This is a genomic window from Ruegeria sp. AD11(2025), assembly GCF_056542405.1.
Genome location: NZ_JBQFZU010000001.1, coordinates 252095 through 266753, shown reverse-complemented (window position 1 = coordinate 266753; position 14659 = coordinate 252095). Strand labels below are relative to the sequence as shown.

Sequence of the window (14659 nt, the reverse complement as noted above, 5' to 3'; positions counted from 1 at the left end):
TGCTATCCCCGCCTGAAGCCCGATGAATTTCATCGGGAAAAGGCAATGGGGTCCATCGGTGACAGTTGACGCAACTCCTCCTCGTCTGGAAATCCGCAATCTGATCGCCCGGTACGAGGGGCGGGTCGTTGTGGACGACGTCTCTCTGACCGTTGAGGCGGGGAAGGTAACCTGTTTGCTGGGACCGTCGGGCTGCGGCAAGTCGACCACTCTGCGCATGATCGCGGGGGTCGAGATGCAGGAGTCGGGTGAAATCTATGTGGATGGCAAGCTGATCTGCGACACAGTCTTTCGCGTACCGCCCGAGCGCCGCGAGATCGGGCTGATGTTTCAGGACTTTGCGCTGTTCCCACATCTGAACGTCGCCGACAACGTGGCCTTTGGCCTGACGGGGCGCAAAGAGGAAAAGCGCGCTCGTGTCGAGGAACTACTGCGCAAGGTCGACCTGATCCATTTCATTGACAAGTTCCCGCACCACCTTTCCGGCGGTGAACAGCAACGGGTGGCATTGGCGCGCGCGCTGGCACCGCGCCCGCGTATCATGCTGATGGACGAGCCGTTCTCGGGTCTCGATAACCGTTTGCGCGACGGTATCCGCGATGAGACTTTGGCGATCCTCAAGGAAGAGGACGCCGCTGTTGTACTCGTGACGCACGAGCCCGAAGAGGCGATGCGCATGGCTGATGAGATTGCCCTGATGCGGCGCGGTAAGATCGTGCAGCAAGGTGCGCCTTACAACGTTTATACCCGTCCTGTCGACAAGGCTGCGGTAGCATTTTTCAGTGATGTCAACGTGGTACGTGGTCGAGTTGAAGGCGCCCTGACAAAAACTCCATTCGGTCAGTTCCTGGCGCCGGGCGTACCAGACGGCACGGATGTCGAGATTGTTTTTCGGCCTCAGCACGTCCGGCTGGATTTCGATCGCAACGGCAAGGGACCTTTGCCTACGGTGACCGACGGCGTCGCCGCCCGCGGCGTGGTCGAGCGGGCGCGGTTTCTGGGCAATGAAAGCCTGGTGGAGTTTCGGATGGATCATGATGGCTCGATCCTGCGGGCCACCGTGCCGAATGTCTTTGTGCCCAATCCGGGGCGGGTCATGTGGTTGACCGTTCGCCGGGATCGGTGCTTTGTTTTCCCGGATTAGGGTCTGAAATCACAGTTTGAGCCCAAGTGGTGCGCGAAAGCCGCAGATTGCGGGTTCGCATTGCTTGCCGCCACGCTGGGGCGGGTCTATCAAGGTCAAAACGCAGCGGTGGATGGGGCATATGCGTATTCTTTTGACCAATGATGACGGCATCAACGCTCCGGGCCTGATCGCATTGGAGGCGGTTGCAGCCGATCTGGCCGGGCCGGATGGAGAGGTGTGGGTTGTCGCACCTGCTTTCGAGCAATCGGGTGTCGGCCATTGCATCAGCTATACCCACCCGATGATGGTTGCCAAGCTGGGCGAGCGTCGCTTTGCCGCCGAAGGCTCGCCTGCCGATTGCGTGTTGGCCGGGCTGCATGACGTGATGAAGGACGCACGGCCTGATCTGGTGTTGTCAGGGGTGAATCGAGGCAACAACTCGGCGGAAAACACGCTCTATTCCGGTACCGTCGGTGGCGCGATGGAGGCCGCCTTGCAGGGCATCCCGGCCATCGCGCTTTCGCAGTACTTCGGCCCGCGCAACCTGGGATTGGATGACCCGTTCGAGGCTGCGACCCGATTTGGTGCCGATCTGGTGCGGAAAATCCTGCATGCGACTCCGACAGAGCAGGGCGACTATCAGCTGTTTTATAACGTAAATTTCCCTCCCGTGCCTGCGGATGAAGTGTTGGGCACGCGTGTGGCACCGCAAGGCTATCGCCGCGATACCCATTTCTCGGTCGAACCGCACAGCTCGCCTTCAGGGCGGCGGTTCCTGTGGATCAAGGGCGGCTATCAGCACAACCCGACCGCGCCCGGTACGGATGCGGCGGTCAATCTGGCGGGCTATATCTCGGTCACGCCGATGCGGGCCGATCTGACGGCGCATGATGCGCTTGAGGCACTGAAGACAATCGAATGACCGGACTGGATCCCGAAACGAAAATGCAGTTCCTGTTCGCCCTGCGGTCGCGGGGCGTGACGGATGCGCGCGTGCTGGCGGCGATGGAGCAGATTGACCGGGGCCGGTTCGTCAAAGGTCTGTTTGCCGAACGCGCCTATGAGGACACGCCGTTGCCGATTGCCTGTGGGCAGACGATCAGCCAGCCCTCGGTAGTGGGGTTGATGACGCAGGCGCTTGAGGTCAGCCCGCGGGATACGGTGCTAGAGGTTGGAACCGGCTCGGGCTATCAGGCTGCGATCCTGTCCAAGCTGGCACGACGGGTCTATACGGTGGAGCGTCACAAGCGTCTGGTGCGCGAAACCGGGCAGTTGTTTCGCGATTTGGGGCTGACCAATGTCACCGCGATGCTGTCGGACGGCTCTTTCGGTTTGTCCGAGCAGGCACCGTTTGATCGAATCATTGTGACCGCTGCGGCGGAAGACCCGCCCGGGCCGCTCTTGGCGCAGCTCAAAATCGGCGGTATCATGGTGTTGCCGGTGGGACAATCGGATGCGGTTCAGACCCTGATCCGGGTCCGGCGTACCGAAACCGGTCTGGACTATGACGAATTGTTGCCCGTTCGTTTCGTGCCCCTGTTAGAGGGGCTTGGCAGGGACGGGGCGTAAGTAAATATTCTGCAAAAGCGCCGGAACCCCGGAGAACAGGGGCAGGCGTTGAGGACAGTAAAATGAGAGCAGTTTCCAAATCAGCGATGCTTCGCTGCGCGACAGGGGTTGCGGTTGTGGCGTTCCTTGCCGGATGCGAGGGCCCGTTCGACTATGATCTGCGCGGGGAGGTCGGTGGATTTTCTACCGCCGACGCAGCGAGAGGCGTGACCGCTAATCGCCCAACGCCCGACGCGCGCGGAGTGATTACCTATCCTAACTACCAGGTGGCCGTTGCGCGCCGGGGTGACACGGTCAGTGATGTCGCCGCGCGTATCGGTCTGCCAGCGGGCGAGTTGGCCAGATTTAACGGGTTGCAACCGGCAGACCAATTGCGCGACGGCGAAGTGATTGCTCTGCCGCGCACCGTCAGTGCGGCCAGCACGGTGGATATCGCCACTATTGCCGGAACAGCGATTGACGAGGCTCCGGCGGATGGTTCGGTTCGGACATCGACGCTGGAACCTGCGCGACCCGTCGCGGCACCGGCGCCGACACCGCCTGTCGCCTCGGGGCCAGAGCCGGTTCGCCACAAGGTCAAACGTGGCGAGACGGCCTATACCATTGCGCGGCTCTATGATGTGCCGATTGATTCACTGGCAGAATGGAACGGGTTGGGACCGGACTTTACAGTGAGGGAAGATCAATTCCTGCTGATCCCGATCAAGAACCAACCAGCGCCGCAACAGGCCGCTGTGCCGGCCACCAATGTCACGCAGCCGGGGCAGGGATCGCCCACGCCGACACCGCCAAGCGCGACGCAACCTCTACCGGATGAGCAGATATCCCCGGCCGTGCCTGCGCCTGACGTGACCGCAGAAGCGCCGACCAGTCAGAGCAACTCGGCCCTTGGCCTGCCGGTCACAGGGACGATCATTCGGACTTATGCGAAGGGCAAGAACGAGGGGATTGATATTGCAGGTTCACCGGGCTCTGCCGTAAAGGCGGCCGAGGCCGGAACGGTTGCAGCCATCACCGCGGATGCCGATCAGGTGCCGATCATCGTGATCAAGCACAACAGCGACCTTCTGACGGTTTATGCGAATGTCGATAAAGCAACAGTCAAGAAAGGCGACCGCGTGCGCCGTGGGCAGCAGATCGCGTCCCTGCGCGGTGGGGATAACTCCTATGTTCATTTTGAAGTGCGCAAGGGATTCGAGTCAGTTGATCCTGAGCCTTACTTGAAGTGACGGAAAGGACCCGCTCCGGGCTATGCCGCGGGCGGGTATATCATTGGCCAGATGAAGAACGGGTCAGGTGTGTGGATCGAAGTCGTCCAGGCGTTTGCCGGGTTCGTCGGCGAAAATTTCCGGCAAGGGCTCGACCGCTTCGATCAGGTCGATTCGGAATACTCGGAATCCCTCGCGCAACTCGCACCAGGCGGTCAGGGTCCAGACACGGCCCCAGTATTCCATGTGTAGGGGTCGTATAGTGCGTTCCGTCAGGACACCGTCGATACGGCGGTAGGACAAACGCAGTTTCTGGCGTGATTTGATGGCGGCCCGGATCGGGGCCATATGCGCCAGCCCCCGCGCGGCGTCGGCAAAGGGGTAGACGGCGAATTTCCACGTGTCGGCCTCTGCCACGACCTGAGTGGGCAGCACCGCATCGATTTTGTCGGCCAGTGACTCGGCTGCTGCTTTGAGGTCCGGGTCGGCAGCTTCGGCGACGATTGCCATGCCGAGGTTCAGAGCTTCCAGCTCCGCCGGGGTCAGGTTCAGTGGGGGCAGGGTGATTTGCTCGCGCACCATATAGCCGACACCGCGTTCGCCTTCGACCGGGACGCCGGACGCGACCAGCGTATCCATGTCGCGATAGATCGTGCGGACCGACACCTCGAGCCGGTCCGCGATGTCCTGCGCGCGGTGCAGTTTGCCGTCGCGCAGGATCTGAATGATATCAAAAAGGCGGTCAGTACGGCGCATGACACGCCGTCCGAACCGCGTTTAGGCGGTCATGTTCCATAGCACATTCTCATGGCGCATCTGTACGCTGTCTGGCTGGATCGCGGCCATAAGGGCCGGGGCAAAATCCTGCCGCGGGAATTGCGCTGCTGCGTCACGCGCGGCCTTCATATCCGTCCAGATGACGTAGTCAGTCCAGCGACCATCTTCCCCCTGGCTCAGCTGACGGTGGGCAAATCCGGGGGCTGAACGGACGAACGCCTCGGACGCCTGACTAAGTCTCACAAACTCCTCCGTCGTTGTGCCATTGGCGAGGGTGAAAGTGACGATTTCTGCAACATGGGTCATTTTAATCTCCGTTGACCAGGTTTCGATGCCCTCTTCCTAGCCACCTACTACTGACATAAACCTGTCAGTAGAGGAAGGCCAGCCCGTAAAAAACGTACGATCCGTTCACAATTCGGCGCGGAATTGAATTGCGTCACTTTTGCGCGCGGGCTTGTGGGCGTAGACACGGGGCCAGACAACATTCCCGGCGCGAGGCGCCGACGTACAAGGAGAATAGACATGCTCAACAATATCGGCCTTCCCGGTCTTCTGCTGATCGCCGTTGTGGTGCTGGTGCTGTTTGGCCGCGGCAAAATCAGTTCGTTGATGGGCGAAGTGGGCAAGGGCATCACCTCGTTCAAGCGCGGCGTCAAGGAAGGCGCAGACGAGCTGGAGCAGGACGCAGCCGAAGTGGCCAAGGACGTCACTCCTGAGACCGACAAAGACAAGGCCTAAGTCCAGATGTTTGATCTGGGCTGGACCGAGCTTCTGGTCATAGGCGTTGTTGCCCTGATCGTTGTGGGGCCAAAGGACCTGCCGGTGCTGTTCCGCAATGTCGGGCGATTTGTCGGCAAGGCGCGTGGCATGGCACGCGAGTTCTCCAGCGCCATGAACGAGGCCGCCGATCAGGCGGGCGTGAATGAGATCAAGAAAGGTCTCAACGCGGCCACCAACCCTGTCGGAACTGCAATGGATGGCGTAAAAGAGGCCGCGCAGGATCTGGCGAAAAGCATCGACCCGACCAAGTTTGACCCTGACAGCGAGACCGGCAAGCTGGCCGCTGAACGGGCCGAGCAGGCCAAGAAGATCCAGGCCTCGACCGCGCGGGCCGCCGCCGAACGCAAGGCCAAGGAAGCTGCTGACGCGCTGGCCAAGGCTGAAGAGGCCGAAGCCGCGCTGAAAACCGAAAGCAAGACATGACCAAAACCGACGAGATCGAGGACAGCTCGGCCCCACTGATCGAGCACCTGGCGGAGCTGCGCACGCGGTTGATCCACTGCGTCGTGGCGTTTCTGGTCGGGATGATCATCTGTTTTACAGTGGCTACGCCCCTCTTTAATTTCCTGACCAACCCCCTGTGCAGTGTTCTGGCCGAACGGGGACAGGACTGCGGGTTGATCTTCATCTCTCCGCAAGAGGGCTTCTTTGTCGCCATCAAGGTCTCGCTGCTGGGCGGTTTCATTCTGGCCTTTCCGTATATCGGAATGCAGATGTGGCGGTTTGTGGCGCCGGGCTTGTACAAATCGGAGAAGAACGCGTTTTTGCCGTTTATGCTGGCCTCACCCTTCATGTTCCTGCTGGGGGCGAGCTTTGCGTTCTATGTGGTCACGCCGCTGGCCTATGACTTCTTCCTAGGCTTCCAGCAATTCGGAGCCGAAGGCGAAGCCGTGACCGAGGGCGCAACCTCTGCTCCGCTGAGCGTGGTGTTTCAGGGCTCGGCGCAGGAATACCTCAACCTGACGATCAAGTTTATTGTGGCCTTTGGACTTTGCTTCCAATTGCCGGTTCTGCTGACCCTGATGGGCAAGGCGGGACTGGTTACCGCCGAAGGGCTGGGCTCGGTACGCAAATACGCTGTGGTCGCCATTCTGGTGCTGGCCGCGCTGGTGACCCCGCCGGACGTGATCACACAGATCATCCTGTTTGTGGTGGTTTACGGGCTCTATGAGGTGTCGATCTTCCTCGTCGCTCGGGTCGAGAAAAAGCGCGAAGAGCAACTGCGCGCAGACGGCTACTATGACGACGAAGAAGAAGAGGCCGACGAAGAGATCATTCTGGAAGAAGACGGCAAGTAATCCTTTCGGTTGCTAACAATCAGGCGCGTCCTTACGGGCGCGCCTTTTTCGTGCCGCGCTCTTGTTGTGCCGGGCGGAACATGGTTTGAACCCCGCAAGACAAGACCGGAGGCCCCAATGGACGATCAAGCCCTGAACCGCATCGCCGACGCGCTGGAACGTATGGCGCCAGCCCCTCTGGCTGTGCCGGACTTTGCGGCAGCCCCGGCCTTTGTCTGGCATGTGGAGCCCGATCGGCTGGAGCCTGTTACGCAGGTCAACCGTGTCGATCTGGATCTGCTGGTCGGTATCAACCGATCCCGCGATACGTTGCTGGACAACACGCGCCGCTTCGCCGCTGGTTTCAAGGCCAACAATGCGTTGCTCTGGGGCGCGCGCGGGATGGGGAAATCCAGCCTTGTCAAAGCAGTGCATGGCTCCCTACAGGCCGAGCATCCGAACTTGAAGCTGGTCGAACTGCAGCGCGAGGACATGGGCTCGGTCGCGCGCCTGCTGAACCATCTGCGCGCCGCGCCACACCGATTTATACTGTTTTGCGATGACCTGTCGTTCAGCCACGATGATCAACACTACAAATCACTCAAGGCTGTGTTGGATGGCGGCATCGAAGGCCGCCCCGAAAACGTCGTCTTTTACGCCACATCGAACCGCCGCCACCTGATGCCGCGGGACATGATCGAGAACGAGCGTTCAAGCGCCATCAACCCGTCCGAGGCGGTCGAGGAAAAGGTTTCACTGTCTGATCGCTTCGGCCTGTGGCTGGGCTTCCATCCCTGCGATCAGGACGAGTATCTGGCCATGATCGACCGCTACTGCGCGGCCTACGGAGTGTCCGTCGCCCCCGAGACATTGCGCGCCGAAGCCATAGAATGGCAGGCCACACGCGGCGCACGCTCGGGCCGCGTGGCTTGGCAGTTTTTTGTCGATCTCGCCGGGCGCAACGGCGTTCACATCGCGTAACCCGCCCGCTTCATCTGGTCAAAAAAACCTTCGCCGGAGGCATGGCCCAATGGGCCATTCCTTACAGTAACGCCAGAATTCGCGCAGCCTCATCCGCCGTGCTGGTCAACGCATCCCGATCCTCGCCGGGATGGAACCGGGCGCGCACAGCTGTTGGCATCGGCTTGGGCTCGACAATTGTCACGCGTGGACCGGTCCGTTCGGTTTCCAGCGCCCAGCTGCGCGCAAGCGCCAACTGAGCGGCCTTGGTCGCACCATAGATGCCATAGAATTTTTCACCCGCTTTGGGATCGTCGAAAAACACCGCGTGGCCCGCCTCACCCAACAGGGGAGAGATATAGGGGATCAGGACCGACGTGGCCGTGGCGTTGGTGTTGACGGCTTTGGTCCATTCCTTCGGGTCGATGAAGTGCGTGGGTGTCAGGGCGGATGTGTGAACTGCGGTATGCAGCCACAGGTCCACCTTGCCCCAACGGTCGTGAATGCCCCGGCACAGGGTCGCCATGGCATTCGGATCAGCGATGTCCATGGGCGCAAGCGTCGCCGCACCGCCTTTGGCGCGGATGCGATCATCCAGCTCTTCCAGCCCGCCGGTGGTGCGGGCAACGGCGACGATGTGATATTCGGGTGCCAGTGCCTCGGCCAGGGCAGCGCCCAGCCCGCGAGAGGCCCCGGTGACGAGGGCAATTTTACTCTGATCGGTCATGACAGCGGTTTGAACCCCTGCGCGAAGGGCGTCAAGCCGGATTAGCTGCCGGGTATAACGATCCGCTTGGTCTGGCCGCTTTGTCGCAGCATCACACCTTTGTCATCAATGGCGACCACTGTGCCCGTTGAGACCCGGCTGCCCGGTTTGACCTCTTTCACGCGCCCCGAAGACATGCGCACCAGCGCGCGCATATCCGATTTCGACCCGAAGACCCCCAGAACGGACACAGAGCTTTTGTTCAGCGCACCCTTTTGCGTGGCTGCACTTGTGACGGTTGCGTTTGACATTAATTCCGGCCTGACCGCGGTGGCCCGACCCCTTGTTATGAGTGGTTGGTTGCCGGAGGCCTAGCAAACCGGAGCCACGACTAAAAGCCTGACCGAAGGACGAGAAAGCGGCTGGCGTCACAACCCCGCCGAAACCCTTGCGATTGCAATTTCTTCACCGAAGGGTTGTGCGCGAAAACCCACTCATGGACCTGAATTCCGGGCACAAATTGGCCCGCGTCACGTCAGCGAGGCGGGCCGAAAGCTGTATTGATTCGGTTTTAGAACTTATCCCGAAGCCAGTTTCGCTCCGTTCCACGACCCACCGGGCACCAGCATGTCCTCGCGCTTTTTGCTGACGCGGCTGCTGTTCTCCAGACTGTCCAGGTAGTCGTCGCTGACACTGCCGGTGATGTAGTTGCCATCAAAACAGGAGCAGTCGAAAGCCTCGATCTCGGGGTTGCCTTCCTTGGCGGCCCAGATCAGGTCTTCGAGGTTCTGGTAGAACAGGGCATCCGCCCCCAGCTCTTGCCTGATTTCTTCAATGTCTTTGCCATGAGCGACCAGTTCATGCTTGGTGGGCATGTCGATGCCATAGACATTGGGGAATTTCACCGGCGGCGAGGCGCTGGCGATATAGACTTTTTTCGCCCCGGCTTCGCGGCACATCTGCACGATCTTCTTGATCGTGTTGCCGCGCACGATCGAGTCGTCGATCAGCAGCACGTTGTGATCCTTGAACTCCAGCGGCACGGCGTTCAGCTTGCGACGCACTGATTTCTGACGCTCTTCCTGACCGGGCATGATGAAGGTCCGTCCGACATAGCGGTTCTTGACCAGACCTTCGCGGTAGGGGATGCCGATTGCCTTGGCGACTTCCAGCGCGACCGGGCGGGCGCTGTCGGGCACAGGAATGATACGATCGATATCTAGCCCTGCGTCCTCGATCTGCCGGGCCAGTGTCTGGCCCATGCGCATCTGGGTCTTGTAGACCGAAACACCGTCCAACAGCGAGTCAGGCCGTGCCAGATAGACATACTCAAAGATACAAGGTGTCAGTTTCCCTTGGACCGCCTGGAACGTGTGCATGTTCCCTTGCAGATCTATCAGGATCGCCTCACCGGGTTTGACGTCTCGCAATTTTTTAAAACCGTTGATACCGAATGCCACGTCCTCCGAGGCAAAGGCATAGTCGTCACCTTTGCCATCCACGTTGCGCTTGGCGACGGACAGCGGCCGAATGCCATAGGGGTCGCGGAAGGCCAACATGCCGACACCGGCAACCAGACAGATCACCGAATAGGCACCCTGAACCCGTTCCATCGTCATCTTCACGCCGGCAAAGAGATTGCGGATGGGCTCGGCATTGCCATTCACCTTGATCGCATCGGCCACTTTGTCGGCCAGCACGTTCAGCAGGATCTCGGAATCCGATGTCGTGCGTAGGTGGCGGCTGTATTTGGCGGTCACTTTCTCGCGCTGTTCGGCAGTGTTGGTGATGTTGCCGTTGTGGACCAGATAGATGCCGTAAGGCGCGTTCACAAAAAATGGCTGCGCTTCGGCTGCGCTGAGCGATCCCGCGGTGGGGTAGCGCACATGGCCCATCCCGATCTTGCCCAGCAGGGTCTCGGCGTCCTGCGCGTTGAACACGTCCTTGACCAGGCCGTTGGCTTTCTTCTCACGGAAGAACTCGCCGTTATAAGTGACGATGCCCGAGGCGTCCTGACCCCGGTGCTGCAGCATCAGCAGCCCGTCATAGATTTCCGCAAAGACATCATGCGTCCTGCTTGCGATCCCCAAAATCCCACACATGTACGGGCTCCAACTTCTACGACGTTTTGACTAGCGATGATGATCTGAACATCTGCATGGGTGTAACTGTTCGCCTTGCCGCCATCCCGGCTGTTGGTGCAGACGCGTCATCGTCACGAGGGCGAGCGCGAAAGTAAACAGGGTCAGCAAGATCGGTGGCTCCGATTCCATGTCAGTTCGGCATCCACATAATGCCTTACGGGGCCTGTGTCATCAAAGGATCACAATTGTTGTTTCCTGCGGGTGTATTTTGCCTGTCACGGCTTCAAAAGGTGACATGGGCGCAGGCTTGTGCTGTCATGACGAAAGTCATGAGTAGTTTCATAAAACTCGGTTCGACTGGGGCAGCGCCATGTGGCAACACAAGCAAGGAAAAAAAAAGGAAGAGCCTGTAAAGCGCCGGTGCCATCGATGCCGCGGTATGGGACGCGCGCCTTGCCCAATTTGCAATGGTGCGGGAGAGGTCCTCAAGAGCCGCGATATACACGGCAAACCTATCATGGGTCGCTGCGAAGGCTGCTTCGGTCTTAAAACCATCAGATGTACAGTCTGCTCGGGCGAGGGTTTTGTCAGCTAAACCCTGCCGCGCAGCAGCAAAAAACAACGCCCGGACAATGCCAGGCGATATTTCTTATTCGGTGGTGGCCGGTGCCGCCGGTTGTTCCGTAGTCTCGGTGCCACCGTTGCAGCTTGCCACAAGCTCCTCATATTGCCGAGTGACCCAGCCCAGAGCCTGTTCCGGGTTTTGTTCTTCGATCCGGTCGCTGAATTGTTCGAAAACTTTGGCCGAGCGGCTTTCGTCGACGATCGTGTAAGACTGACCGGTCATAACGGTGTCATAGACAAAGAAGGCGATGGCCACCAACAGGATGCCGCGCGCAATGCCGAAGAAGAAACCCAGTGCTTGGTCCAGTCCGCCAATGGCCGAGCGCTGTACGATCGACGAAAACAACGGTGTAAAGATGCTGACCACGATGAGCGCGATGGCAAATACTGCGGCAAAGCCGGTGATCACCGACAATTCGCAGCTGTCGCGCAGGAAATCTCCGACAACCGGGATCTCTTTCACCAGCGGCACGGCTTGGGGTGCAAAAATGAAGGCCAGAACAGCCGCCGCGACCCAGCCCGCGATGGCCAATACCTCACGTAAAAACCCGCGCGAATAGGCCAGCAGGCCCGACACGACGATGATCAGGGCAACCACCCCGTCGATTATTGTAAAACCTTCCATGGCCCTCGCCTGTATTTTTTTCTGCCCCTCAAGGCGTTACTTTAACCTGCTCCGAAGGTTTCGCCAACAAACCCCACCAAATCAGAGGGTCGGGTGAGTGTCAGACCTGCCACAGTGCCGGTTTTGCCGCCCGCCGGAGCGATCGCCGATGTGAAACCAAGTTTTTGGGCTTCTTTCAACCTGTTTTCTGTCTGTGGGGCCGGTCTAAGTGCCCCAGATAACGAGATTTCTCCGAAAACGACAGTATCTGCGGGCAGGGCTGTGTCTTCACGGGCACTTAGCAGGGCAGCAGCGACGGCGAGGTCGGCGGCGGGCTCGCTGACCTTCAGCCCTCCGGCCACGTTCAGATAGACATCGAGACCTGCGAAAGGGATACCGCAGCGGGCTTCAAGAACGGCCAGGATCATGGCCAGCCGCCCACTGTCCCATCCGACCACGGTACGGCGGGGTTGGGAATGAGGGGATGGTGCCACAAGTGCTTGTAATTCTACCAAAACAGGGCGTGTTCCTTCGATACCTGCGAACACGGCCGATCCGGGGCTGGGCGTGCCGCGTTCCGACAGGAACAGGGCCGAGGGGTTGGTCACCTGGGCCAACCCTTTGCCGGTCATTTCGAACACGCCGATCTCATCTGCGGGGCCAAAGCGGTTCTTGACCGCGCGCAGGATGCGGAACTGATGGCCGCGCTCGCCCTCGAAGTAAAGCACAGTATCGACCATATGCTCGACCACGCGAGGGCCTGCGATCTGGCCTTCCTTGGTGACGTGACCAACCATGATGATCGAAACACCGTGTCGTTTCGCAAACGTGGTCAATTCATGCGCTGCGGCCCGGACTTGTGACACCGAGCCGGGGGCGCTGTCCACATTGTCCGCCCACATGGTTTGAATCGAGTCGATGATGGCCAGGCCGGGCTTTTCCGCTTCGAGCGTCGTCAGGATGTTGCGCAGGTTTGTCTCGGCGGCCAGTTGGACCGGCGCATCCTCAAGACCAAGACGGCGCGCGCGCATGCGAACCTGCGCACTGGCTTCCTCGCCCGAAACATAGATGGTTTTAACGCCCGCGCGGGAAAACCGAGCAGCGGCCTGTAAAAGCAGAGTGGACTTGCCGATCCCGGGGTCTCCGCCCACCAACAGGGCAGAGGCGGGGACAAGTCCGCCGCCCAACACGCGATCCAGTTCCTCGACCCCGCAAAGGGTACGCGGCGGGGGCGTTTCTTCGGTCGACAGGTCGGTGAGAGCGATGGATTGACCGCGTTTGCCGCCCAAAGATTTCTTGGCCGGGCCAGCGGAAAGAGGGACGTCCTGCGATATGGTGTTCCATTCACCGCATCCGTCGCAACGCCCGGACCAGCGCGAATGTGCCGCGCCACAGGCCGAGCAGGAGAAAGTCGTCTTTGCCATGGGGCCTTGGTGCCCGAGGACAAGCGTTTCTTCAAGCCCTTACGGGCTTTCATCTCGGCCGGTGAGGGGCCGCGTCCTCAGGCCCCTAAACGGGACCATCGTCCGCGGCGGGTGCTGTCGCACCTATTCCGCGGCGCGGGGCGGTCGCGACATGGCAACAACGCTGGACGCTTTGGAGGTCTTGTCCTTCGGAGGGGTCTGCAACTGGGCCGACAACTCGGGCAGCAGTTCAAAGAGTTCATCGCGCAAACGGGATAGCTGCGATTTGGCGATGGATTCTTCCAACTCGACATCCCGCGTCCATTGGCGCAGTTCGCTCTGGATTACCCGGGCCTCTTCGAGCCGCTTCTGGAACAGCTCGATCTCTTCCTGGCGTTGCTGCAGGAAGGTTCGCGCGCGGTTGACCCGGACGTCGCCATAGGTCTCGGCCAGTTCGTGACTGATCTGGCTCATCTGAGCTGCAAGCTCCAGTATCTCAGGCTCAAGCGATTGAAGGTCAGGGTGCTGGCGCAAGAAGGCCATCCGCTCTTTGACAGCGTCGAATTCGGACGACATCATGAACAGTCCTTCGCGATCGGTCGCATGGGCCATCTGATAAGCCGACGAGATGTCATGCATGTTCAGCGCGAACTTTCGATGGTTGTTTTCCAACGCCATCATCCGCGCATTGGCTGGCAGGTAGAACGCCAGCATCAGAATCAGCGCGGTCAGGCCGATCTGAACGTACATCCCGGCGTCGGTTACCGTGCCGTCACCGAACCCGGCTTGAATCGAGAGCCAAGGTAAAACTCCCAAAGCGGACAGAAGTGTGGCTGAGACGAATAGCAAAGCGGTTGAGCATATCAGGAAAAAAGTCAGTCTTAAAAAGATATTCTGAAATTGCAATGTGATAGTGTGGAGGGCGGTCATGATTGACGAACTCCTTCTGGAACCGGTTAACACCAAGCCCAAGCGGAGACACCTAAAACACACAGAATGATCCGCTGCGGACCCGTAAACTACAAATTTTTGCTGCTCGAAATATAATAATGATACTCAGATAAATGTTTTCAATCAATTAGCTCTGAGAATTTCGTGATCTGCGTGTCATTTCGGTAATGTGGCCCAATGCGATTGAGGCCAGAATACAGGCCGTGAACAGGTAGAGGCCCCATGCGGTTTCAATAGTTGCGTAAGAGATTCCTTTGGCCAGCGTGATGTAGAGCGCGATCAGAAAGATGTCGGCCATGGCCAGTTTCCCGAGGATGTTGAGCGCGGGTTGGACGCGTGCGTCCAGCAAGTCCCATTGGATCAGAGCGGTGCCGATGGTTTTGATATAGGGTGCGAAGAGAGCGAAGATGGTGACGATCAGCGCCAGAAAGACGTCCGATTTCCATAGGGATTGCAGGCCGGTGATGACGCTGATTTCCGACAGGCCGAAGATCGGCAACAGGCCAGCGCGCATCAGTGGGGCGAACCACGCGATGGGGTAGAGGATCAGGAGAGAGAGTGTGGCGAGGCGGAGGGTCATTTATTCG

17 protein-coding genes are annotated in these 14659 nt (G+C 59.5%); 8 read left to right on the top strand and 9 right to left on the bottom strand.

Annotation, left to right across the window (positions count from 1 at the left end):
- The first annotated feature begins 22 nt into the window (after positions 1-22).
- From ACR1XY_RS01390 to ACR1XY_RS01375, 4 genes are all read left to right on the top strand, one after another.
- Positions 23-1144, top strand: a complete 1122-nt coding sequence (locus ACR1XY_RS01390; protein WP_480589377.1) for an ABC transporter ATP-binding protein — start codon at positions 23-25, stop codon at positions 1142-1144.
- A 121-nt stretch (positions 1145-1265) separates the two neighbouring features.
- On the top strand, positions 1266-2048 hold the full coding sequence (surE, locus tag ACR1XY_RS01385; protein WP_480589376.1) for a 5'/3'-nucleotidase SurE: 783 nt from the start codon (positions 1266-1268) through the stop codon (positions 2046-2048).
- Complete coding sequence (locus ACR1XY_RS01380) at positions 2045-2695, top strand: protein-L-isoaspartate(D-aspartate) O-methyltransferase (RefSeq protein WP_480589375.1); 651 nt, start codon at positions 2045-2047, stop codon at positions 2693-2695. The genes surE and ACR1XY_RS01380 overlap by 4 nt, the downstream gene beginning before the upstream one ends.
- Before the next feature lie 62 nt (positions 2696-2757).
- Entirely contained in the window at positions 2758-3924 is a 1167-nt protein-coding gene (locus ACR1XY_RS01375) for a peptidoglycan DD-metalloendopeptidase family protein (protein ID WP_480589374.1), read from the top strand.
- Between the two features lie 63 nt (positions 3925-3987).
- Here the strand turns inward: ACR1XY_RS01375 and ACR1XY_RS01370 are convergent, their stop codons facing one another.
- On the bottom strand, positions 3988-4659 hold the full coding sequence (locus tag ACR1XY_RS01370; protein WP_480589372.1) for a helix-turn-helix transcriptional regulator: 672 nt from the start codon (positions 4657-4659) through the stop codon (positions 3988-3990).
- Between the two features lie 21 nt (positions 4660-4680).
- On the bottom strand, positions 4681-4986 hold the full coding sequence (locus tag ACR1XY_RS01365) for a hypothetical protein (protein WP_480589371.1): 306 nt from the start codon (positions 4984-4986) through the stop codon (positions 4681-4683).
- Between the two features lie 219 nt (positions 4987-5205).
- On the opposite strand from ACR1XY_RS01365, the gene ACR1XY_RS01360 reads away from it, so the two are divergent.
- From ACR1XY_RS01360 to ACR1XY_RS01345, 4 genes are all read left to right on the top strand, one after another.
- A complete protein-coding gene (locus ACR1XY_RS01360; protein ID WP_170325152.1) occupies positions 5206-5421 on the top strand; it encodes a twin-arginine translocase TatA/TatE family subunit in 216 nt (71 codons plus the stop codon).
- 6 nt (positions 5422-5427) lie between these two features.
- Positions 5428-5886, top strand: a complete 459-nt coding sequence (tatB, locus tag ACR1XY_RS01355; RefSeq protein WP_480589369.1) for a Sec-independent protein translocase protein TatB — start codon at positions 5428-5430, stop codon at positions 5884-5886.
- The gene (gene tatC / locus ACR1XY_RS01350) at positions 5883-6761 is read left to right on the top strand and encodes a twin-arginine translocase subunit TatC (RefSeq protein ID WP_170399418.1); all 879 of its coding nucleotides are present in this window, start codon (positions 5883-5885) and stop codon (positions 6759-6761) included. The genes tatB and tatC overlap by 4 nt, the downstream gene beginning before the upstream one ends.
- A gap of 117 nt (positions 6762-6878) precedes the next feature.
- Positions 6879-7721: an ATP-binding protein gene (locus ACR1XY_RS01345; RefSeq protein WP_480589368.1), complete on the top strand. Its 843-nt coding sequence runs from the start codon at positions 6879-6881 to the stop codon at positions 7719-7721.
- Positions 7722-7782: 61 nt separating this feature from the next.
- Here the strand turns inward: ACR1XY_RS01345 and ACR1XY_RS01340 are convergent, their stop codons facing one another.
- The 7 genes from ACR1XY_RS01340 to ACR1XY_RS01310 form a co-directional block, all read right to left on the bottom strand.
- Positions 7783-8427: an SDR family NAD(P)-dependent oxidoreductase gene (locus ACR1XY_RS01340; protein WP_480589367.1), complete on the bottom strand. Its 645-nt coding sequence runs from the start codon at positions 8425-8427 to the stop codon at positions 7783-7785.
- A 41-nt stretch (positions 8428-8468) separates the two neighbouring features.
- Complete coding sequence (locus ACR1XY_RS01335) at positions 8469-8717, bottom strand: hypothetical protein (protein WP_480589366.1); 249 nt, start codon at positions 8715-8717, stop codon at positions 8469-8471.
- A gap of 267 nt (positions 8718-8984) precedes the next feature.
- Entirely contained in the window at positions 8985-10508 is a 1524-nt protein-coding gene (purF, locus tag ACR1XY_RS01330; protein WP_480589364.1) for an amidophosphoribosyltransferase, read from the bottom strand.
- A gap of 631 nt (positions 10509-11139) precedes the next feature.
- Positions 11140-11739 carry a CvpA family protein gene (locus ACR1XY_RS01325; protein ID WP_480589363.1) on the bottom strand — a complete coding sequence of 200 codons (600 nt, stop codon included), beginning with the start codon at positions 11737-11739 and terminating at the stop codon, positions 11140-11142.
- A gap of 41 nt (positions 11740-11780) precedes the next feature.
- A complete protein-coding gene (radA, locus tag ACR1XY_RS01320; RefSeq protein ID WP_480589362.1) occupies positions 11781-13142 on the bottom strand; it encodes a DNA repair protein RadA in 1362 nt (453 codons plus the stop codon).
- Positions 13143-13265: 123 nt separating this feature from the next.
- Positions 13266-14051 carry a DNA repair protein gene (locus ACR1XY_RS01315; RefSeq protein ID WP_480589361.1) on the bottom strand — a complete coding sequence of 262 codons (786 nt, stop codon included), beginning with the start codon at positions 14049-14051 and terminating at the stop codon, positions 13266-13268.
- Positions 14052-14199: 148 nt separating this feature from the next.
- Positions 14200-14652, bottom strand: coding sequence for a paraquat-inducible protein A (locus tag ACR1XY_RS01310; protein WP_480589360.1), 453 nt, complete (start codon positions 14650-14652; stop codon positions 14200-14202).
- Positions 14653-14659 lie beyond the last annotated feature (7 nt).